Here is a 22,230-nt window from a genome sequence, read left to right as displayed (position 1 = left end):
AGAGAGAGCCTGAATCATTTTTCTCACGATTGGAGGGGGACAGATGAAGAACTTTGAAAGTCTATGTGATCTGATTTCAGACGTTATCAGCGCTGATTATCCTTATAGAACCGAAAACTACGAGCCACTCACAAAAAAACTGGGTGACACCATTAAAAATGATGGCTGGACTGCGGATGAGCTGCTGCCTCTTTTTGACGAAGCCTTTGCAACAGATCCCCAGTTATATATGATGGTACTCTCTGCCGTTTATTGGGCTGCTCCTGACATAAAATACATGTACAAGGTTGAAGAAGTCATAATGACCGGTGCTTTCAATATGAACATGACAGCTGCTGCCCATTTTCAGACCTATCATCAGCGATTTCTAAACGGTTGTCTGGATGATTATGCTATAAGAAGAACCCTTCACAGATATATTTCCAAGAGATATATGAAGGAGCTTGATGTAAACATCAACATGATACCTTATGAAAAAAGGGATCATAAATTCGCAATTGTTACAACCTATCAGCTTCTCGGAAGCAGACACGCGCCTACAAACATAGTGCTTTCCATATGCCATCATCTTCAGAATTTTTTTGGATATAAAGTGCTGCTGGTAGTCATAGGTGAACCAATAGATGACGACGAATTTAACAAAATCTGGACCGGAGACATTGTCCTTCCAAATTATTCTGACAACTGGGGCTCTTATGCCATAGATTTTCACGACCAGATTATCCACTGCTACCAGATAGATATAAACAAAGCTTCAAGAGATGATATGATCTCATTTATCGGCGAAATCTACGGAATGCGTCCTGAATTTATCTGGCAGATAAACGGACTTCCGCGTATGGATCAGATATGGCGCTCCATAACCACCTATGTTGCAATGCCGGTGACCCACGGACATGAAGTATCAGATGCCCACCTGCTTGCCAGATATCAGGCCGGAGACATTTCACCTTCAGCCGACGAATATGTAAAAGCCTGTGGACAGAAAACCATCCACTTCCATATGAGCGGTTTTGGTGCAACAGAGGAAAAACAAGCCATAGACTACTCCAAGAAAGGCTTTGAAATACCTGAAGACGCATTTACAATTGGCATCATAGGAAACAGAATCGAAAGAGAAATCACCGAAGAATTCAAAAATGTCATGACATCCATCGCAAATCGGAACGAGAAAGCATATTTTGTATTCGTAGGTGACTTTACACAAGAACTTCCTGAAATAGTTGAAAGCAGATCCATAAGGCTTGGTTACCGAAAAGACTTTTTAAATATTTTAAAACTAATTGATCTGTTCGTTAATCCCAAACGTTCCGGCGGTGCAGGCGGCGCCACAAGAGCAATGCGTCTTGGTATCCCGGTGACAACACTCCCTGACAGCGATGTTGCTTCTTTTGCAGGTGCGGATTTTGTCTGTGAAAATTACGATGAAATGATTGATGATGTAATACATTACATCAATGATCCTGAATATTACAAAGAACAATCAGATAAGGCAAAAGGACATTTCGGAACCCTGTTCTCTCACGATATTAAGAGTGATCTGCAAACCGTCCTTGATAAGATCGAAGAAATAGCCAAAGCTCAGTAACCATAGTAGTATTCAAAATATCAATTTCACTTTTTCTTCAAATTATCATAATAGCATTCAACTCTTCTTAATCCTACTAAAATAAGACGATTAAGAAGAGTTGAACTCCATTTTCATATTTAATTCATTTACTGCTATGCTTGCTGTGACTTCCTTAGGCCAGTCCAATGTTATCATATTTAGTTTGACACTATCCCATTCACGCTCAATAATGCTTTGCTGCATACTTCGCATCTCTTCTTATAAAAAGCAACTCCTATTGCCCTAACCTCACCTGTTAATCCTGCTATATAATCCTTATCTTCAATCTGCTTTATAGCTTCCGCCGCCTCTTTAACAAGTGCTTTAGACTCATCAAAATTCTCATCTTCTTTCTTTATAGCTTTAATCTCTATAACAAAATGCGGCATCGCGCCATCCCTTGCTTTAAGTCTGATATCATATCTGCCATCGCCTGCTTCTCTATTAGACATGATTTCATAGCTGTTATACAGCATCGCACTAAGACCTAATAGCAACCCATGATAAAATCCTTCTGCCGCCGCATCATGATAACTGATAACCTCTCTTAAAAAATCCTGCAATAATTGCTGAAGCTTGACTGAATCAGTAAGCATCAACGCCGTTTTAAATTCTATTGCATCACTCTGTGTGACAAGGCTCCCCTTTCTTGACAGGATTTCTTTTTCATATACAATCAAAATTTCTTTATTAGGAATCTTTAGTTCGCACATAGAATTGCCATCATCCATCGGTATGATCTTTTCTATTGTGAGATATCCGCCCATTAACAAAAAGCTGTACACACTTGAAATATTTTTACTTACCTCAGGATATATAACAGCCGTATCAACATATACTGTCTTAGATTTACCAAGCAAAAGCTCTCCCATTTCTTCAGAAAGAGACTGATTTCCTGCATTTATAACTTCGCCTATGATTTCATTGCTGCCCGTGGATTGCCAATAAGCTCTGGCCTCGCATCCGGAATCAACGTAATTTAACATAGACCATGGATTATAAATATCCTGCTGCCCAAACTTATATCCGTCATACCACTTTCTGGCTTCTTCGAACTTATCTGCATAGCCGTAGTCTTTTAAAAGCTTTTTAACTTCCTTTTCTGTAAATCCAAAATACTCACTATATCTCTTTTCCAAAACAGAATTGGAATTAAGGTTATTTAGTCCACTAAAAATGCTCTCCTTAGCTACCCTTAAAATACCCGTAAGAAACGCAAACGATAAATGTTTATTATCCTTAAGTCCTCCAGAAAGAAAATTTCTCATAAATCCTATAATCGCATCGTAGAATCCATGAGCATGCCCCTGCTCTATAGGGGTATCATACTCGTCCATAAAAATCATGGCTGGCACTTTAAAAGCTATATGAAGCATTTCCGATAAACGACCAAGTGTTGTACTCCACAGGGCATCATCTAATTTCCCACTAAGCACATCCTTATAAAAAGTAATATCAACTTCATTTAGGTCTGCATAGTCCAGTATTTCTGCATGCCTCTTGTACTCCATCGTAATTGCATTTTTCAGGTTGATAAAAGTATCGTCCCAACAGGAATACTTAATATCTTTAAAAGTAAGAAAAATTACCGGATACTTCCCCTGCTCATCTTTATACTTTTTGCTCTGCTTCCAAATATTTGTTCCACTGAATAATTCAGCCTTACTTACCTCATTTTTCTCAAAGTAAGTTTTAAGCATATCCATATTCAAAGTCTTGCCAAATCTACGAGGTCTTAAGAACAAAGAAACTTGCGGTCTATAGTCAATAATGTCCTTGATAAGCATAGTTTTATCAACATAGTAATAATCAGATATCGCCAGTTCAAAGTCAGATATACCTATTGGAAGGGGTGCCTGGCTAGGTTCACTTCCCACTTCCCACTTTGCATCTGCAGGAATCATCCACCGATTGCCATCCTTACACGCACCTTCAATAAGTCCCTTGGCACAGCAATCATTGACCCATCTCTTAGTTTTCCCTATTCTGTTAGCCATTTCCAATGATGTTATAAATTCCATAGTTAACCTTCCTCTGGAATTATTATAATATAAAATCGGGAAGTGAGATAGTTTTTTACTTCCCACTTCCCGTCTTTTTTCTAATTCAAATATATGACATTTTCAAGGCAAAAAACAATTCAACTCTTCTTAATCTTACAAATATAGCACGATTAAGAAGAGTTGAACTCCGTTTTTCATATTTATCTCATTTACAGCTATTACTATCAGTACACTTCCGGCTCATTTATAAAAACATCCGTCACCCCGGCTTTTGTAAATTTATCAAAATCCATTCTTCCGCCGGTTGGTTTTGAAGGATAAAGATGTCCTCCAAACCAGGCTCTGACTATTCTGCCCTCCAGCATATCCAGAGAGATATCAAGTCCTCCACCTCCCGGATGAAGAGCTATACTTCCTTCAGACAAATTCAATATTTTCTCCATTCCCTTTGCTGCAAATAAACAGTTGGAAAGCCACGAATTTAAAACTCCAAGCTTAGCGCCGGGTTCTAAGTCATGCACATTTAAAAGAGATCTTGGATAAAAACTGGAATACACAATAGAATCCTGCACACCATACTCTGACACAAGCTTTACTATTTTTGCTTCCATCCCGGGGTATTGATAAATACTGTTTTTCAGTTCGATATTCAGCTTGAATCCATTTAGGAGTTTTGGTTTTAATAAATCCAAAACTTCCCTCATTGTAGGGATGTGCTCCGGCTCATCCTTACCGGTTCTTATGTGAAGAGTCTTTAATTCCCTGAGCGTAAAGTCCCTGACAAAGCCGATTCCATCAGTGGTTCTATCCACCTTTTCATCATGGATTACTACCAGTTCTCCATCTTTTGTAAGCTGGATATCCAGCTCTATCCCTGTAACTTTATCAACATTCATAGCCTTCTCAAACGAAGTCAATGTGTTTTCAGGATAGTTCTGGCTACAGCCTCTGTGTGCCCATATTTTCATGATTATCCCCTCGTTTCTATATTCTCAATTTTAGATTTCATCCAAGTACACAGCGAATGTTTACAAATGGTCCTTCCAGCCTTTCCGCCTAAGTGCACTTTCGCATGAATGAAAACTACTACAGTTGAAAAAATTACCTATGCTAAGACACTACACCCAGTACGCCTTGTGATTCTCCACATATCTGTCACTTCCGGCGCCGAACCTTGTAAAATATATCTTTCTCTTTTTAACATCAACCTGCATAATATCAAAGCTCTCCTGGGTTCTGTCCCCAAGTCTGCGCTCAGGAACCACAGCCCCTTCCGGCTTGTGCTCAAGAAAGTATTCACACTTTGCACAGTTAATGGAAATAATCGGGAACTGTCCATTATTCAGGTCATTAAAAAGATGATCACAATGATTGTGTCCGTTTATAAAAGTCAAAATCTTTTCAGCATGTTTATTCAGCACTTCAATTAAATGCTGCCTGTTTCGAATATCCTTTGCCCATGCCTGAAGTCTCACAAGAGGCGTCACGTGTGAAAAAATAATAGCCTTATAATCATCAGGCATCATATTAAGCGCAGCATCAAGCCAGTGGATGCAGTACTCTGTAAAACCGTACCGAACTGCTTCCCTTGGATCAAATGAATCAATGAATAGCATTCGCAAATGCATATCCTCAAAGTCAACGTAATACTGAGGCCTGTCAGGATATTTCACCTCCGGATTCCCACGAAAATAGTTATAATCATGATTCCCCGGAACTATGTAGAGTGGTACATTAAGGCTTTGCATATCCTGAATGCATCTACTTTCAAACTGCCTTGTTTTTTCAAGAGGCAGGAGCCCATCTGTCAGATCTCCCAAATGAATAATCCCCACAATAGAAGCCTTCTTACTCCCGGTTATGCGTTCGCTTAACGCCATCATACTTTTCATAGTATCATCCCAGGTTCCATTGATAACATAATGAGAATCTGACAAAAGGATGTAGCAAGGTAGGTCCTCCTGAAGCCTTTCAGTTACCGCACCAGCCTCTTCCTGAATCCATGCGTAATCAGCAACTTCGCTGCGCCACTCATCCCAAACAGAATCAGGCGCATAGTCATAGGTGTATATCCATTTGTAGTTTTCTTTTATCCTGATACTTATATCATCCATACTATTTATTGACATAGAACCATTCCAATAATTAAAATTTCACTTCCTACTTTACATCAGCAGAAATCATCTAACGGTTACTTTCCTAGTATTATAAAAGTGGGAAGTAATTTTGTATTTTCACTTCCCACTTCCCGATTTTTTGCATCGTTACAATTCAGATACAATGCTTAGATGCCTCTGATCGTTATTCCAATTACTCTCCTGAATAAAATAGTAATGCAAACGCATACATAATCTAATATGAATATCAAAACTCACTTATCAAGAATTCCAACCAAACAGCTTTTCTTGCAAAAGCATATTCCATATGAAACTGCTCCAATATATCCGTCATCAAGAATGCCTTCCACATACTTTTTCTCAACTATCTGGTTTAGAGCCTCCTCCAAACCATCTTCCATCTCGCTGAATTTCTTTCTAATCTTCAACTCAAAAATATAGGCAGGATCCCTGGGACGTTTGGGGTAAAGAACAATATCTGTTCTTCCATTTCCCTCTTCACGATTTGATTTTGGAGTATAGCCCGGCATCCAATAGAGAAGAGATAAGAAGAATCCATGATAAAAGCTCTCCTCACTATCGAAATAACTTATACTCTTAGATAGTAATCCCGACAAGAAATCTTCTATTCCTTTACTATTCTTCTTTATTATTGCATCATAAAATTTAGTATAATCAATTTCCTTTATTCTATTTTCAAACCACTGTTTAATCTGATTTTTATATATACTCCTGACTTCCTTATTGGGAATAGTAAGTGTCATATAAATATTATCATCCTGCAGTCGTTCTGATACCTTTTTCATATATCCGGTAAAATAGAGAAAATTCCATAAGTTGTCTTCGTTGTCATAGATATCCCCATACGTAATATCCTCATGGACAACCTTTTCTACATTCCCTCCGGAAACAAGAGTATCCAGATTCACCTTCACGGATTCATCTGCATTCTCAATCATATCCTTTATGATTGAATTAGATGAAGTATTAGACCAATAGGCTTCTGGCAATCTTGATGGATCCAAAACATGATCATATACATACTTTGTCACGCTCCAGGGATTATAAACCTCACTATTACCAAAAAGGTACCCATCATACCAGTCTCTTACCAATTCTGCATCATCAGACAAATTATAATCCTTTAGCAGCTCATCAGTCTCTGCCTGTGTAAAACCAAAGTACTCTCCGAAATTCACAGCTCTTATTGAATTCATTGCCAGATTATTTAAGCCTGTGAAAATGCTCTCTTTACTAATCCTAAGACAGCCTGTAATGACTGCTAATTCAAGGGAATTATTTGTCTTAAGTGCAGATTCAAATAATGATCTCACAAATCCAATCATCTCATCATAAAAGCCAAGCCTATATGCATTCTCAAGCGGAACATCGTACTCATCTATTAGTATTATAACGTTCTTCTTATGATATGCCTTAAGCACTTCAGAAAGAGTTCTGATGGATGTAGAATACCTACCAGCCTCTGTTTTTATAGACTCATCTTTTTCCTCTTTTGTCTTAAGAGTCTTTTCTTTCTCTGTCCAATCAGCTGGTCCTTTCTTCAAATCCACAAAAATGTTCCTGACATTCTCATCAATTTCTTCAGACTGTTCTACGTAATTATGTCTGATAAACTCTCTTACTATTTCATCACGAAGCTTAAGAATTGATGTATAAAAATCGGCCTGCGCTGCACTTTTGAGCGAAAGATTTATTACAGGATACTGTCCCATTTTTGATAAGATATCCTGACCACAGGACATGATTTTCTTTCCCTTAAAATAGGGCATCTTATCAATAATCCTGCCATCGAAGTCTCTTTCCTCTTCAAAGAAAGTCTGAAGCATTGATAAGGCTAGTGTTTTCCCAAATCGTCTTGGCCTGGTAAAAAGTGTTACTTTGCCCCCTTCTTTGACAATGTCTCTTACCAACAGTGTTTTATCTACATAGTACAAACCATCAACGACAAAGTCTTTGTAGTTTTCATATCCTATACCAATCTTTTTCATAAACTAACTACAACCGCCTTTATTATCGATATTTACTATATTCTATTATAATCTACCGTTAATACATGTTCAAACAGTATCATAAAATTGCTCAAGGCAAAATATAAACTAAACCTTGAGCATAATTACATTTTAAGCAAATGAAATTGTATTTGGTTCTTGTATTCGTACACCATTTAGATATGTGCCATTTTTTTACATTAATATCTGCATAACAATCAATTTCATAATAGTCTTTATAATATTCATACGCCAACTTTCCATATTTTCCAGGTAGTGTCAAATTAACTACCCATTTTTAGTTCTAAAACCTTGATTTATCGAGAGTTCAAAATAAAAAGAGCATTGACCTCCCTTTTTGGTATAATGTCAATCGCCAAACCAACATCCGCAAAAAAAGGAATCAACGCTCATGGACATTATACTTTATTTACTTCAACTCATTCAACAACTCTATCAACAGAATTGCTGGCTTATTAACTTCATCTGCAGATATATACCGCTCAAACAGTGGGCTTTCGATGACTCACATTCTCCCAAATATCAAAAGTTCAAAGTGGACGAACTTCCTAAGATTGTCTATTATCATCAGGACTGGGACTGGAAAGATCTCAACAACTACTACACTCAGCGCTATGGAAAACCCGTTAAGCCTATCAAAAGACGTTCTGAGTGCGACATCCCGGAGGATTGCACCTGCCCATCATGTCATGCTCCTCAGCCTTATCTCTACAAAAACAACGGCAAGGCAGGTCAGATACTGTGTAAGATCTGCCAAAATGCATTCACTCCCGGTGATAACAGATTTGATAACCAGTTGTCCCTAAAGTGTCCGCATTATCAGCATATCATCTTCGTAAAACAGCACGGAAACAATTAGTTAATGCGTTCATTGGTATCTATTCACAAGACATTCCCTTACCTCTATTGGTAATAGTTTTCTTAATCATATTATACCAGAATGGATCACGATTATAATCTAACAAAAATTCCGGAAAAGCCGATAATACAAACACATCATTATACTCAAATCTCTTTTTCTGAAAATAGTATATCTCCAAAGGAAAAACAGAAGCTTTATATTGATCATAAGACATAACTGCTGTCAAATTGTTTAAACAAGCCAATTTTAAAGCAAATGCCGTTATTATTTCTCTCCAATCCTCTATAGTATATCTAGACTGATTCTTTGTATTTTCACCTTTTGAACTAATACGTTTATAGTCTCCAATTCTATCAATTGGAATATAGCATCCTCTAATGCTACGACATTCTCCAACAACAATATCCCTTAACGCCTCTACCATTGGGTAGCTGATGTAAAGCTTTCCTGCTTCAGTCTCATTATCAAATGTTCTAAGCATTTCTTCTATAACATCACTTTCAGCTTCATTATCATTGAGATTATTCTGATGCCCATCATAATCAAAGAAAAGATATACTTCTGAAAAATCATCTCGCTCCATATCTTCAATCTCAGAAGTATCAACACTTGCATCTTCCTTTAATACTTCTATTATATCGGTTTCAAATTCATCATTTTTCAATATCTTCCATAGCATATAGATATTTTTAGACGCAGGGATTGGAATAATCTTTATCTGGGATTTTTTGAAAAACACATTCCTGATATTATCAACTATTCCCATCTCTCTAACAGCGCCTTCAACTACAAACAGAATGTTTTCTTTATTCATTAAAAGCACCTGCTTTATACATCTTTTGTAGATTATGAGCTTTTCTTAAATCCTTTTCTGTTTTATCAGCCAAACATTCAATCTTTTTATTTATTTCGAAATAACAATCTGGTCGAAGAAGATCATTAGACATAATATCCGTATTATGCGTAGTCAAAAAAACCTGTGTGCCAGTTAATTCTTTTAACATTCTTACAATATTTTTTGACAAACTAAAATGATAGAAAGCATCAAATTCATCTATAAACACCAACGATGCCTCTTGCATCTGAATATACCAATAGTAGAATAAAGCAAGAGTGCTTGTTCCTGTTGATGCTATTGAAAAGAAACTCACTATTTTCCCATCAAAATTGCAACAAATCTGTTTTACTCCATTTATTTCCATCTCAATTAAAGAATAATCTATATCATTTTCTTTCAAAAAAGATTCAAAATCCTTTAGCTTCTTACGGCGTAAAATACCATCGTTTATGCTTGCCGTTCCAGTTGTAAATCCCTGATACCCTCTTGTTTCCAAAGAATAAAATAGTAACATCCTATTTACAAAGGTACCAAACTTAAGAAAAATCTTGTTTATTTCATTATCTTCCAATAATGCAGTATTTAATATATATTTAACCCTTGAGGTATTATTAGATAAATTTCCACTTAATGTAAGATTTTCAGTTCCTTTTAATTTAGTGAACCCACTATTATCCTGATAATCATATGCAATTAGCTCTTCGCCATCTATTATTACAGATTCCTCAACCAACTCATATAAGCTATATTTTTTATATGAATACACTAGTGGCTTTCCATCAAAAACGAACTCAAATTTAAATGAAGCCTTTTTCTTTTTGCTATTCAAATTGGTATAAATTGAATATTTATCCAGGACTTCATTGTCTGTAAGATGTGCTACCAAATCAAAAATAGCAAGTCCTAAATTAGATTTGCCGCTCCCATTCTCCCCATATATTATTCCTTTGGTAATACAGCCATTTTCTTTTGAAATAGCCTCTTGATTAAATTCATATTTATATTGATTACTTAAATCAAATACAACATTATTGAAATTTTTAAAATTATCTATTTCAACCCTTAATAGCATCTCACATGCCCTCCTAATAAGGTTAGCATAACGCATTCGAATATTTTATTCAATATTGCCGTAATTTTTTTACATCAAATCTCCAATATCAGTATCCCTCCCAAAGAACCTGTCTTCGACTGTAATACTCCAGATACTATCATCAGTTATTTTAACTTTTTCAATTAATTCAAGAAAAGCTTCGTCCAATTCTTTGTTTACATCTTCTTCACGAACTTCCCTTATTATTTCTAAGAAATCATCAGCATATGCCAATATTCCTTCTTGCATTTGTCTAACACATTCCATCTCCTCAGATGAACGAGTTTCCACAGCATAAACAGGCTTTCCTTGATCATCAAATTCCAGTACTTGTGGATCCGGAGATGTGAGAACTGTTTCTATGATATAATAATTTTCATAGAGCATAATTACATTTTAAACAAACAACAGCAATGTTTTGATAAAACGACAGTTTCTCATTAGAGTGTCCCAGTTCAATTCTTTTTCACCTTATAAAAAGATCACAGAATCAAAATGTGAAACCTGCATTTCTATTGGTGGTATCTGCATATAATCTCCATACCAATGCCGTAGTATCTTATCCGCATTCTTAGGACCAAAAAAATCAGAATTCTCAAACTTATATTTTTGCAAAGGAAACAGATCATCCAGTTCCATGCTCCATAGCGAAGTGTAAATATTTGCATAGACTTCTCTTTGCAATGATTCTTCTGTTTCATTTGGATAAAGCCTGTTAAACGCCAACGTTATCTGATCCAGGCGTTTTTCCCTGATTTCCAATTCTTTTGTATCTATTAGCCCAAGTTCCTTACGTCTATTAATATAAATCTTTCTTTGCTCAAGAACACAAGAAGGTATGTCACCAAGCCGCACCCTCTTCATCTTATATAGATCAATCGATAACCCATTATGAGCATACGCATTATCATGTGGATATTTCTGGCTAAACGCCTCTGACTTTAGATCCTTAACATGAGACCAGGAATGAAAATACTTAGGCTCTGTTTTCTCGTTTTCCAAAAATAAATCCTTAGGAAGCTCCAACTCCAAACACCTCTGTGCATCATCATATGCTTCTTCAAAAACGCAAAAATCAAAATCATCATCCCAGGGTATAAAACCTTTATGGCGAACAGCCCCTAACAGCGTTCCATAAACAATAGAATGCTGAATATCATGCCTTTCAAAAATATCCGCAATTATATTTGCCATAGTCAATAATCTATCCTGACTTTTCTTAACATTCTGATTCATTAAACCCTCGTACCCTATTCCTTCATACTTCCTGAAATAATATTTTCACAACCAGTCTTAAGCTCAGCCAATAGCTTTTTCTCAGCATCATTATCTCTGCAGCAGCTATTGTCTGTAATCGCATTTACAGCATCAAGAGCATAATCATAATATTCCATCGTATAATGCAGGAGATTACGCCCCCACTTATGATTTGGATCAATCTTAACGTTCTGCGGAAACTCAACAACATGAATTCCCGGCATATTATCCTTAACTACCTCGTATGCAAACGACATTCTCTCATTAAAAAGCTTTGCCGTCTCTATCTCCGCCTTAACCAAAGGATCTCTATCCACAGTTGTATAGGGAAGCCCCGCTTTTATTTCAACCAATATCAGCCTTTCAGGTGGACAAATCCCCAGTAACGCCTGACTAAAACTATAGAGAAAATCGAGGCACATTGTCCTATCCATCTCCATCGGATTTATTATTTCATATTCTGATGGCACGACTCCTGATTCTATATATCTTTGAAGAAAACTCCTCAAATAATAATTCTCAGAGAACCATCCCTGATTCTCTGAGAAATATAAAAGCTTTCTTCTGAATTCAGCAACATCAAAAATCAGATAATCAAATGGTTCTTCAGCAATATATTCCAATACTCTCTTTTGAAGCTCCAGCTTCTGGCACTTCCCCCAAAACCTGCTTTTACCATCAAAAAGCCAATCATACTCATCTGTTAGAGGATGCAATAACGGAGATTGTGTAACCAGTGATATTGGGCTAACATCCTGAACAAAACGCTTAACAAAATAGCCTCCATCATTATCATGAAGTCCAAATATATCCCTTATTACACAACAGCCTAAAAGACTTATTTTTATCTCGCTACGAATATGCATCTCAACGTCATCCATTCCACTTGGGAATTTCCAGCTCACCTTTTGGTAAGTTCTCTCTGCGAACTACCTTATTACCCACCTTTTCATCATAATAATTGTCAATATAATAGTAATAATTATATTAAAGGCACTGCCAATTAAACAGTGCCTTCAAATAATACCTTATTACCAATACTAACTCGTTCTACCCCAGACTTTTTCTTTTTATTGAAATTAAAGCTAAGCATATAGCCTGTATCCAAATTCCAATAATCCAAATAATCCCTTATCTGTTTTTCTCCATCTGAATTGTATCTCTCACCACGCCAGATTTTCAGTTCAATAATATATCGTCTTCCCAAATAATGAATTACCAAATCCATGCGCTTATGATTCCTTGTCTGCGGCTCTATATCATAGGTCCCAGTCCCATTAATTATTGGAGCAATGTAGGTTATAAATCTCTCTCGGCCTTCTTCCTCAAGGAATTTTGCTGTTTGCTCCCCATGTATACGATTATGTTCAATAATGAAATGTTCCATTATCTTTCTGATATCCAATAAGCCGTCATCATCAACAAAAACCGATTTGTTAGCCGCTGCAATCTGTCTTAGATCATTATTCTTATTGCTCTCGCCAATGAAATAGTTATACAAACGCATCTCAAATATCTTATTCGCAACAGCTACCGTGTTATGATTATTCACTATAAATCCATACATGCGAAGCTGCTTTTGTTCGTCATCATCAGGCTGGTGTGCAATTACTTCACCCCTAAGCAGGACTCTTCTTAATGAACTTTTTAAGTTAGGATAATTCTCAAGCTTGCCAATTAATGACTCAAACAAAGTACTCTCTTCTGAAAGTATCTTTTTAATAGCCTCATCTATGCCTCTATCTGTCCATGCCTCGCTCAGAGAATCAAATTTATCCGGAATAAGATTGTTATCAATTATCTCACAGATGCGACTCACAAGATATGGATAACCATTGGTGTAATCTCTAATCAGATGGGCAATCGCATCCGTATCCATTCCTGTATTATGATCCGCCTCATACTCGTCAAGCATCCCCTTAATACCATCTTCTGACAGACTCATATCTATGTCAAAATCAGCTGCTATATTCCATGGACTGTTAACCTTATGCTGGTCTTCCTCTCTAATCTTGCTCTTTAAATGCTTAACATCCGTTACTCCTGCAAGAATTACAGATTGAAATGTTTTAAACGCAGCGTTTTTTTGATGCTTTATATATAAAGCCCTTAACCCTGCCAAAAAGTCCAGAAATACCTGGTTATTAGTAGCACTGTCAACTTCATCTATTATAAGAATTATAGCCTCTTCAGACGAATTGCACCACCTGCTAAAAATGCGAAACAGTTCATCCATCTTAACCATTTTAGAATCCTGTGAATCAAGATTTTTGAAAGCTCCATAATACTCATCAGGGATTCTTGTCTCCATAAAGTCCCTTGCATCACAAATAATCCTCGCCATTCCCTGAACAAATGAACCTTCTGTTTCAAAAACAGAATCACTGATCTCTTGAAAATCGAGACTCATAACTAAATATTTCTTTTCAATTTTCCTTATAAGCGCTTCCAGTGTAGTAGTCTTACCATATTGTCTTGCTCTATTTATAGTGAAATACTTTCCATCATCAATTAGTTTTTCAATTCCCTCAATCTTGTCTGAAAGATCAACCATATAATGTTTTGATGGAACGCAAACAGCAGTAGTGTTAAATTTCTTCATAAAAAACTTTGTCCATTCGCTCTATAGTAATATATAAAAAATGCACTCACGAATTACCATGCATATATTTATTATAATTTGCCGGGCTTAATCAGCCAACCCCTTGCTTATTAGCGCATTACGCCCTTCATATTCCGTCTTTACCAATGCCGTAGAATCTTATCTGCATTCTTAGACCAAAAAACTCAGAATCATTATCTCTGCCGCAGTTATTGTCTGTAATCGCATTTACAGCATAAAAAGCATGATCATAATATTCCATCGTATAATGCAGGGGATTTCTCGCTACGAATATGCATCTCAACGTCATCCATTCCACTTGGGAATTTCCAGCTCACCTTTTGGTAAGTCCTCTCTGCGAACTACCTTATTACCAATTTTCTCATCATAATAGTAATCCACATAAACGTAATAATCAGTAATTCCCATCTTCTCTAGTTGCTTCCCAATCTCCTGATGCCAGATACTAACGATGATCAATCTACTATCTTCATCAAGAACATCTGCGATTTCTGCAGGGTTTTTTATTTCAATTCCATAGCTTTTCTTGCCCCATTTACCCTTATCATTATCAAAAGTACAGACTACCTGATCCTTCAGATCAAATCGCTCAAGCCAGACGCGCAAACTGTCAGCAGCACCGAATACGTATATTTTCTTCCCCTTTATTCCATCAAGCATTCCCGTATAACGCTTAATATAGACCTTGTAATCCGTTTCGGTATCAAAAAACCAGAATGAAGGGCAGCAACGCTGAGCGCCAAACGGCCAGTCCCATCCTTTATATACCTCAGTCAAAATCTTCCTATGTTTAGCAGGCCTTCTTAAAGTAATCCCCTCAAATTGAATCTCACCGGCAGGTTCAAACCACTCCTTTAAATAAACAACTTTTTTCTTAAAAGAAGAAAGTGTAGGAGTCTGATAACATCCACTTCCAGGTAACTCTGCAAGTGGAATTATATCTATCGGGATTCCATGATGTCCGCCTTTCTTCAGCTCTTCCGCAAAAGCCCCTCTGAATGCAGTTGTTCCATCCTTACGAAGTTTTGCAATATTAGTTAGCCCTTCATCAAGGGGAGTCTGTAAAAAGAATCCTTCTTTAAACCACTCTTTATGCCTGCAAAGCTCCAAATAATCTTCTATTGGCATGGCAACATCAACATCATCATCCCATGGTAAATAGCCTTCATAACGTACTGCCCCCAAGAGCGTCCCTAAAAAGGCATACCATTTAAGATTATGCTCTGTGCAAACCCTCTTAAACTCCCTTAGTAATTCAAGTTGAACTTCTCTAAGTTTTGTTACATTATCAATCATTCTCTCGCCCCTCATTAAAAGTAATCATTATATTAAAGACACTGCCAATTAGACAGTGTCTGCAAATAATACCTTATTTCATATTCATGCTTTTTCAATAAGTTCTGCAACCTTCTGCTCATCACATTCCCATGTAGCTTTCTACAAGAAACAGTATATCATACTGTATTACAATTCGAGTGGCTATTCCGCCAACCCTTTTTGAATCAGAGCTTTTAAATTTGTAGAACAAGTGCTCTGAGTATAAGGGAAGAAAACAAGATCCGATCCATTTTCCCTCAGAAACTTCTGCTTGTTCAGCCAGCTTTGATTATTAACATAATCACTTCCCGAAAATTGAACATCGAAATGATACATAGCAAATGCATCCTTAGTATCATTTTGATCAACAGGAATTTTTACCGCTTCATCGACATATCTGCAGGATCTGACCATCTCAAATCTCTCCTCGAATGGAACAAATGTCTTCTTATGATTGTGCTTAGCTGCTCCTTCATCTGTTACCACTCCGACAATCAGGTAATCACACTGCTCTTTAGCACGCTTAAACATATTGAGATGACCAACATGAAACAGGTCAAAAACTCCGGCAATATATCCAACATGATACTTCTTAGGTTCAGCAACTACCTCACTCTGTTCCTCTATAATAGGATGCTTTCGCTTTTTATAATTCTTCTCAGGATCATAGATACAGTATTCTGTTATACCCATCTCATCGAGCTGTCTCATAATTGGCACAAAATTCTTTACACATATTAAAACCTGATATTCCCCATGTGACAGTTCCTGCAGATAATCGGGAGAGTGAATCGTAACACCGTTTAATGTCTCTCCCCACTTATCCTGATTGTTATCCACAATCGCAAATGCAGGACGATCACTCTCATACATATTTATAAATCTGTCCGCATATTTACCGGAACCAAATATTATAAGTTTTCTATTATCAAGCCTGTCAAAAATATCTACAAACAGCTTATAATAATCATCCCGTGAATAATTCATTCGCTGCCTATTGGCCTCGACCACAGTGGCATTTCTTCTGACACGCTTATAGTAATCCTTAAGTATGCCATCATTTCTTAAATCTGATAAAAAGGCACCTTCCATCTTGCGCCATTCCTCTAATCTGGAAGTAAGACCATATCTCTCATACATTTCAGCCTTGCTAACCGATCCCTGAAGATTTCCCATATAAAAAGTAGTAACCAGTCTGTATACTATTTCATTAGCGGGATAGTTGTCTTCCCTAAATTCCTGATCAAAGAAAACAAACTCTCCATCAATATAAAAACTATTTAAAGGTATCAAATCCGGATATCCATACTTAAGAATTGCACCTGTTCCCTGTCCTATATCATCTCTAATAATCTTAGAAGAATTCATAATAATATCTCTGAATTTATCCATAGCCTTGAGATATTCATCTTTATCATTTAAAAAGAGATTTTTAAGATATAACTGTCCAACAGGAGCATCAATATATGGCATCTTAAGGCCACGCTCAGTAAGTTCCATACCTATAGTTTTAATGCCATGATCATTTAAATCCTCCGCATACTTAATCATATCTTCAAGATGCGTTCTTCCTTCCGGATAAACATTTATCTTCTCTACATAGTCATCATAGATAACTGTCATCATAGCATTTTGCGGATCTCTGATAGTTGTACTGGTAATCTGCAATGCGTCCGACAGTACGGCTGATTGATTAAATGAAAATTCCACCAGATAGGCATTGGCCATCTGATGGAACATATCATTCTCTATTAAAGATTTGTATAAATTTTCTTCCTCCAAAAATACTGTATCCGGAGAATTACAAATAGGATAAATTCTTGTAGCCAGATCCTCCTTGGGAATATATCCGTCTGCAAAGAGCATTATGGGATTGTCAAGATCAGACAAAACAGAATAAAACCTACTCTGTACTACTCCGCATTCAGCAAGCATCTTCTTAATCTCTGACTTATTATACATTCTGCCTTTAAAGCTATCTGTTTCAGAGTTATATGCATGCTTATATCCATCAACTCCATCAAAAATCCTGTCTGTATATAAATCCCTATCACCACAGAAATATCGTATTCCCATACGGTTATTCATACCAAACAGACAGATAGCGTCTTTATTACATACAGTTTTGACTGCAGCAAAAGTATTCTGTAAATCAGGTGCCAGTTCTACAGTCCCTACGCTTATCACATAATCAAATACACCTCTATATTTCTGACAAAACTCATACGAAATAGCTTGTTCTATCGGTGCAATAACAACAGAGAGGTTCTGACCAATCTGATTTCCCTCAGAGTCAAAAACCTCTCCCGTTTTAGAAATAAGATATTCTGCTGCAGCGTCTGTTGCGCCACCTATATACAGAATCTTAGAACCCGGTTTGAAATCATACCAGGATATAAGGCCTTTTTTTAGTTCTTTTAAAATGTATGTCTCATTCATATTCACCAAATTGTCCTAAACTAAATTATTAAACATTTGAATTAAGGCCAAAAACGACCTTAATCTCTCTATGAACATCCAGTATCTTGCCATCCAGCCGGTTATTTACATATCCAATTTTTCGCTCTATGTTCTTACCTGTATCGAACATTATCTTCAGAATAGCAAACTCTTCATCATCACAAAAAAAGAAACATTCTACTGCCCTGGGATATCGATATTTCGCCGCCCTAATTAGAGCTTCATAATATATACCAAAATTCTCATTTATATCATTCTGACCATAGCAAATAACAATCAAATCATATTCAATCTGATTATCCAAAGACGTAATACTGACAATAGTCAAAAAGTATTTTATATCTCAAATGTACTTATGAGCAAACCTATTTTTCTTTATACCTGATTCTAAATCTATCAAAAAACCAAGTCGCTTTTCTGCTGATGTACACTCATTTAGTTTCTTGTCTATTTCATCATAATCCAAGCTTTCATCTTCATTGTATTTGTACACAAAGTCATCAGCATTCTTTTTTTCTGCGCCTATATACTGTAAATAATTATCAAATGATAATGAAGCATCTGTCATTTCCTCTTTCCATAAATGCACAGAAGGTCTATCCCATAAAATATTTTCTCTGATTTTTCGAGCTGGGTTTCCTGCCCACACAGTGTTGGATGTCACATGCCTAGAAGCAACCACAGAAGAAGCTCCTATCACACTTCCAGAATCAATTTGTGTTCCTTTTAAAATAAGGCTATTTTGCCCAATCCAAACATGATCGCCAATATAAACGCTTTTTGATAAATTAATTCTTCTTTTAGATTCAGTATCATACAATAAATGTGGATCAGAATCTCTAATCATGACCCCCCATGATATCATATTATCTTTTCCAATTATGCAATGTCTTTGCTCAGATAATATCACTACCATTTGATTATGTATGGAACTATCAGCACCAATTTTAAACACACAATCATTATAAAGCTCTACTTTAAGTTTATAAGAACCTCTACTTTTACCCAAATACACCAACGAGTTGTCCCCATTGAAATTCAATGTTGCATTCTCTAAAACAACACCAGGCTCACAATACAAAATATTATTTCTACCTACAAAGTTAATTGAAGAGTTTATAATCTTAGATGGATCCCCAAGTATACTATTATGATCCTGCGAATTACTCTCTGTAAGTAAATCCATTAAAGAAAACACTCTATCACCTTTAATGAAAGTGCATAAGGCAGTTTTAATTTCCTTTTCCACTTCATATTTTTCTGTTGTGACCAGAATAGCCGCATCTGTATCACATCTTTGAAACTGTTCTATTGATATTACTTTGGCATTGTATTTACATACTTCATTATCCACAATGTACACGGGGTCTATGCCAAACACCCTATGGAGAACATCCTCTACCAAAAGACCTACCGTGCCATATGGAATAATAACAAATTTGGTATAACCACAGTCAACCAACCTTTTCAGTTTTTTTCGAATATCTCGCTCATACATAACACATCCATTCATGCTCCATTATATTCCATCTCTCAATAAACAGAATAAAATGAGTCAAATATATCATCACTCTCCACCATTTTTTCCACACCTAATTTTTTCAAGACCATCTTCGCTTTCTTATTATCTTCATCATTCTTTTTATATCCAATAATCACAATGCCATCCTGCAAATTCACAGATGGATCAAAAGGATTCCAAACCCCAACATTTCCTATTTGAGAATATATAATCCAATAAGTTTGAACATATCCACATACCTTATGCTCATAATGAATATTTGTTAATACCCTTTGCACCTTTTGCCCAGGGAACCCTGCACCATAAATCCAAATTTTGTCATTTTCATCAAATACCTTTGTTAGTTCTTTTTTCATAGCTATATGTTCATCACAAAAAACTTTTGGATCCTGTATGAGATTTTTATACCAATTATCAATTTTCGACCCATATTCCAATGCATATTTGTATTTTTTGTAATCATCAACTATGGCACTTGCAAATTCATATTTATGTTCATCCGCAATTCTTAAAAAGTTACCATAATGCCTAATTAGTCTATAGCGATGACAATAAATGAGTAAATCTGGATTCAGTTCATGCCCCCTTAATCTATTTTCAATCCATTTATACTCCTCTAGCAATGCAAATACTTTATCTGTACTTTTAATTGAAGCCCCTTCGTTGTCCTGCCTATATAAATAATATTGCCCAGGCAGCCACATCACTCTATTAGCATAAAGCATTGTTTGCATCCAAAAACCATTATCCTGATATGAAGCTCCAGGTGATTCATTATGTCTAATTTCATACTTATCCAAAAAAGCTTTCCTATATATCCCGCTCCAAGTATTCATGATAAATCTAAAGAGAATTGACCTGTCTTCAGAGGTATAGACCTTCCCATAACATTCCTTCAATTCTTTAACATAGTAAGCAGATCTATAATTAAGGCTATCCCAACAATAAAAAAAATTCCCTTTTACAATATCTAAATCATTATCTTTAGCCGTGCGATATAATTCCTCATACATATTGCCTAATATAGCATCATCACTTTCAACAATACCGATATACTCTCCCCTAGCCAAATTCATTCCAAAATTCATAGAATAACCATACCCATGGTTAGTATTGTGAAATACCCTTATCCTATTATCAATTCCTGCATACTGATCTAGTATTTCAGAACTTCTATCAGTTGATCCATCGTCAACACATATAATCTCTATATCGCTTAGGGTTTGTCGCAAAATGCTTTCTAAACAGTCTGATAAATATTGCTCAACATTATATACGGGAACAATTATAGATACTTTTTGCATAAGAAAACTCCTTCATTGCTGAATCATTCCACCGTATTTGGTATTTTTTATCGTCTGCACCAAACAATTTTCTCTGGATCAACTCCCAGTTCTTTTAATTCAGTAGTTATCTCTCTAGCAACCCTCTCAGTTCTAACAGTTATAAGAACATAATCATAATCCATATTTACTACCTCCTCTGGTAGACTCACCTCGCGTCCAGGAGGAATATCAGGAATATTCTTATCAAGCCACCCAACAACAGTTGCATAATTACTCGATGCAATGCGACGGTAACAATCTTTTCCAAATTTTGCTGCTCCATATAATACAATCCGTTTTCCCCAAGGCAATGAATTACAGGAAAAAGGCTCCTTTAAATACGAAGGATTAAAGCCGTATGTCTTCACCGTAACTCTGGTAAGCATATCAGAAATATATTTATCTATCTGTTCCTGCATATCTTCCAATATTCCTACACTTTCAAAATAATCATTTAAGTAATTCCTTGCCAAATACAATGATTCATAGTTTTGTAGTGCTTTGGCATGCATTATTGATGCTCCATGTTGGACGTAATGATATCCCATATAATGTGTAACTACCAGCTTCTTACATTTTTCAATATATGGGTAAGTTACCACAGCATCCTCCCCAATCGTTATTCTATCGTCCACATTTTTCATGGAATCCCAAAGTAAATCCTTTTTGAAAATCTTAGATCCCAGCGTTGGCAATATAGCTCTCCTGTCCGTCCTGATTTCCCACATTAGTACAGGTAATATTTCTTTTCTTATTCTCCTATAATCGTAAATTCCTTCTCTTGCACAAACATGCACATCTATTGATATGCCATTTTCATCAACGATATTATTTGATGTGACCAAATCAACATCATCCTCTACGAAGCTGAACATAAATTTGAAATAATCACGTTCAATCCAATCGTCAGAATCAATAAACGCAATAAATTCCCCCTTCGCATGCTCAACTCCTATCTTTCTAGTGGCTGCTAATCCCTTATTGTCTTGATGAATAACTCTAATCCTTGAATCTTTACCTTCATACTCATCACATATTATGCCACTACCATCAGTTGATCCATCATCAATGAGTATTACTTCTATATCTTCATAATCCTGGAAGATTATACTATCAATACATTTCCTCAGAAATTGTTCAACATTATAAACCGGTACAATAACAGATATCATAT

Annotated in this window: 18 protein-coding genes and 1 pseudogene; 2 read left to right on the top strand and 17 right to left on the bottom strand. The window is 36.1% G+C overall.

Annotation, left to right across the window (positions count from 1 at the left end; all coding sequences use genetic code 11):
- Positions 1 to 43 precede the first annotated feature (43 nt).
- Positions 44 to 1,588: a glycosyltransferase family protein gene (locus T501_RS02600; RefSeq protein WP_044913086.1), complete on the top strand. Its 1,545-nt coding sequence runs from the start codon at positions 44 to 46 to the stop codon at positions 1,586 to 1,588.
- A 179-nt stretch (positions 1,589 to 1,767) separates the two neighbouring features.
- On the opposite strand, the gene T501_RS02595 is transcribed toward T501_RS02600, so the two are convergent.
- From T501_RS02595 to T501_RS02580, 4 genes are all read right to left on the bottom strand, one after another.
- Positions 1,768 to 3,606, bottom strand: coding sequence for an AAA family ATPase (locus T501_RS02595; RefSeq protein ID WP_207641175.1), 1,839 nt, complete (start codon positions 3,604 to 3,606; stop codon positions 1,768 to 1,770).
- A 230-nt stretch (positions 3,607 to 3,836) separates the two neighbouring features.
- Positions 3,837 to 4,580, bottom strand: a complete 744-nt coding sequence (locus T501_RS02590; RefSeq protein WP_044913083.1) for a glycerophosphodiester phosphodiesterase family protein — start codon at positions 4,578 to 4,580, stop codon at positions 3,837 to 3,839.
- Positions 4,581 to 4,730: 150 nt separating this feature from the next.
- A complete protein-coding gene (locus T501_RS02585; protein WP_044913081.1) occupies positions 4,731 to 5,741 on the bottom strand; it encodes a metallophosphoesterase family protein in 1,011 nt (336 codons plus the stop codon).
- 242 nt (positions 5,742 to 5,983) lie between these two features.
- Positions 5,984 to 7,738: an AAA family ATPase gene (locus T501_RS02580; RefSeq protein WP_044913080.1), complete on the bottom strand. Its 1,755-nt coding sequence runs from the start codon at positions 7,736 to 7,738 to the stop codon at positions 5,984 to 5,986.
- A gap of 412 nt (positions 7,739 to 8,150) precedes the next feature.
- Between T501_RS02580 and T501_RS02575 the strand changes: the two are divergent.
- Positions 8,151 to 8,603 (top strand): annotated as a pseudogene (locus tag T501_RS02575) (transposase); the annotation flags it as partial.
- A gap of 34 nt (positions 8,604 to 8,637) precedes the next feature.
- Here T501_RS02575 and T501_RS19865 read toward each other — a convergent pair.
- From T501_RS19865 to T501_RS19850, 13 genes are all read right to left on the bottom strand, one after another.
- A complete protein-coding gene (locus T501_RS19865; protein ID WP_050008087.1) occupies positions 8,638 to 9,435 on the bottom strand; it encodes a hypothetical protein in 798 nt (265 codons plus the stop codon).
- The gene (locus T501_RS02565) at positions 9,428 to 10,531 is read right to left on the bottom strand and encodes an AAA family ATPase (RefSeq protein ID WP_044913079.1); all 1,104 of its coding nucleotides are present in this window, start codon (positions 10,529 to 10,531) and stop codon (positions 9,428 to 9,430) included. Before T501_RS02565 ends, T501_RS19865 begins: the two co-directional genes overlap by 8 nt.
- A gap of 69 nt (positions 10,532 to 10,600) precedes the next feature.
- The gene (locus tag T501_RS02560) at positions 10,601 to 10,939 is read right to left on the bottom strand and encodes a hypothetical protein (protein WP_044913078.1); all 339 of its coding nucleotides are present in this window, start codon (positions 10,937 to 10,939) and stop codon (positions 10,601 to 10,603) included.
- A gap of 84 nt (positions 10,940 to 11,023) precedes the next feature.
- Positions 11,024 to 11,788 (bottom strand): LicD family protein, encoded by a 765-nt coding sequence (locus T501_RS02555; protein ID WP_044913077.1) that lies wholly within the window; start codon positions 11,786 to 11,788, stop codon positions 11,024 to 11,026.
- A 14-nt stretch (positions 11,789 to 11,802) separates the two neighbouring features.
- The gene (locus tag T501_RS02550) at positions 11,803 to 12,714 is read right to left on the bottom strand and encodes a DUF6270 domain-containing protein (protein ID WP_044913076.1); all 912 of its coding nucleotides are present in this window, start codon (positions 12,712 to 12,714) and stop codon (positions 11,803 to 11,805) included.
- 98 nt (positions 12,715 to 12,812) lie between these two features.
- Entirely contained in the window at positions 12,813 to 14,411 is a 1,599-nt protein-coding gene (locus tag T501_RS02545; protein WP_044913075.1) for an AAA-like domain-containing protein, read from the bottom strand.
- Between the two features lie 127 nt (positions 14,412 to 14,538).
- On the bottom strand, positions 14,539 to 14,673 hold the full coding sequence (locus T501_RS21985; RefSeq protein ID WP_442856333.1) for a hypothetical protein: 135 nt from the start codon (positions 14,671 to 14,673) through the stop codon (positions 14,539 to 14,541).
- A gap of 44 nt (positions 14,674 to 14,717) precedes the next feature.
- A complete protein-coding gene (locus tag T501_RS19860) occupies positions 14,718 to 15,728 on the bottom strand; it encodes a LicD family protein (protein WP_050008086.1) in 1,011 nt (336 codons plus the stop codon).
- A gap of 183 nt (positions 15,729 to 15,911) precedes the next feature.
- The gene (locus tag T501_RS21980; RefSeq protein ID WP_242845472.1) at positions 15,912 to 18,188 is read right to left on the bottom strand and encodes an adenylyltransferase/cytidyltransferase family protein; all 2,277 of its coding nucleotides are present in this window, start codon (positions 18,186 to 18,188) and stop codon (positions 15,912 to 15,914) included.
- Between the two features lie 28 nt (positions 18,189 to 18,216).
- On the bottom strand, positions 18,217 to 18,513 hold the full coding sequence (locus T501_RS02525; RefSeq protein ID WP_044913073.1) for an SGNH/GDSL hydrolase family protein: 297 nt from the start codon (positions 18,511 to 18,513) through the stop codon (positions 18,217 to 18,219).
- 39 nt (positions 18,514 to 18,552) lie between these two features.
- Positions 18,553 to 19,722 carry an acyltransferase gene (locus T501_RS19855; protein WP_081843010.1) on the bottom strand — a complete coding sequence of 390 codons (1,170 nt, stop codon included), beginning with the start codon at positions 19,720 to 19,722 and terminating at the stop codon, positions 18,553 to 18,555.
- A gap of 20 nt (positions 19,723 to 19,742) precedes the next feature.
- Positions 19,743 to 21,035 (bottom strand): glycosyltransferase family 2 protein, encoded by a 1,293-nt coding sequence (locus T501_RS02515; RefSeq protein WP_050008084.1) that lies wholly within the window; start codon positions 21,033 to 21,035, stop codon positions 19,743 to 19,745.
- A 47-nt stretch (positions 21,036 to 21,082) separates the two neighbouring features.
- Complete coding sequence (locus tag T501_RS19850) at positions 21,083 to 22,228, bottom strand: glycosyltransferase family 2 protein (RefSeq protein ID WP_050008083.1); 1,146 nt, start codon at positions 22,226 to 22,228, stop codon at positions 21,083 to 21,085.
- Between the last annotated feature and the right edge of the window lie 2 nt (positions 22,229 to 22,230).

The organism is Butyrivibrio sp. WCE2006 (assembly GCF_000701985.1).
Lineage (GTDB): Bacteria > Bacillota > Clostridia > Lachnospirales > Lachnospiraceae > Butyrivibrio.
Note: the sequence above shows the minus strand (reverse complement) of the source record. Positions and strands in the feature narration are given on the sequence as shown.

Bases quoted from the DNA above. Each gene is read 5' to 3' on its own strand.
- T501_RS02600 (WP_044913086.1), top strand. From the start codon at position 44: ATGAAGAACTTTGAAAGTCTATGTGATCTGATTTCAGACGTTATCAGC.
- T501_RS02595 (WP_207641175.1), bottom strand. From the start codon at position 3,606: ATGGCTAACAGAATAGGGAAAACTAAGAGATGGGTCAATGATTGCTGT.
- T501_RS02590 (WP_044913083.1), bottom strand. From the start codon at position 4,580: ATGAAAATATGGGCACACAGAGGCTGTAGCCAGAACTATCCTGAAAAC.
- T501_RS02585 (WP_044913081.1), bottom strand. From the start codon at position 5,741: ATGTCAATAAATAGTATGGATGATATAAGTATCAGGATAAAAGAAAAC.
- T501_RS02580 (WP_044913080.1), bottom strand. From the start codon at position 7,738: ATGAAAAAGATTGGTATAGGATATGAAAACTACAAAGACTTTGTCGTT.
- T501_RS19865 (WP_050008087.1), bottom strand. From the start codon at position 9,435: ATGAATAAAGAAAACATTCTGTTTGTAGTTGAAGGCGCTGTTAGAGAG.
- T501_RS02565 (WP_044913079.1), bottom strand. From the start codon at position 10,531: ATGCTATTAAGGGTTGAAATAGATAATTTTAAAAATTTCAATAATGTT.
- T501_RS02560 (WP_044913078.1), bottom strand. From the start codon at position 10,939: ATGCTCTATGAAAATTATTATATCATAGAAACAGTTCTCACATCTCCG.
- T501_RS02555 (WP_044913077.1), bottom strand. From the start codon at position 11,788: ATGAATCAGAATGTTAAGAAAAGTCAGGATAGATTATTGACTATGGCA.
- T501_RS02545 (WP_044913075.1), bottom strand. From the start codon at position 14,411: ATGAAGAAATTTAACACTACTGCTGTTTGCGTTCCATCAAAACATTAT.
- T501_RS21985 (WP_442856333.1), bottom strand. From the start codon at position 14,673: ATGGAATATTATGATCATGCTTTTTATGCTGTAAATGCGATTACAGAC.
- T501_RS19860 (WP_050008086.1), bottom strand. From the start codon at position 15,728: ATGATTGATAATGTAACAAAACTTAGAGAAGTTCAACTTGAATTACTA.
- T501_RS21980 (WP_242845472.1), bottom strand. From the start codon at position 18,188: ATGAATGAGACATACATTTTAAAAGAACTAAAAAAAGGCCTTATATCC.
- T501_RS19855 (WP_081843010.1), bottom strand. From the start codon at position 19,722: ATGAATGGATGTGTTATGTATGAGCGAGATATTCGAAAAAAACTGAAA.
- T501_RS02515 (WP_050008084.1), bottom strand. From the start codon at position 21,035: ATGCAAAAAGTATCTATAATTGTTCCCGTATATAATGTTGAGCAATAT.
- T501_RS19850 (WP_050008083.1), bottom strand. From the start codon at position 22,228: ATGATATCTGTTATTGTACCGGTTTATAATGTTGAACAATTTCTGAGG.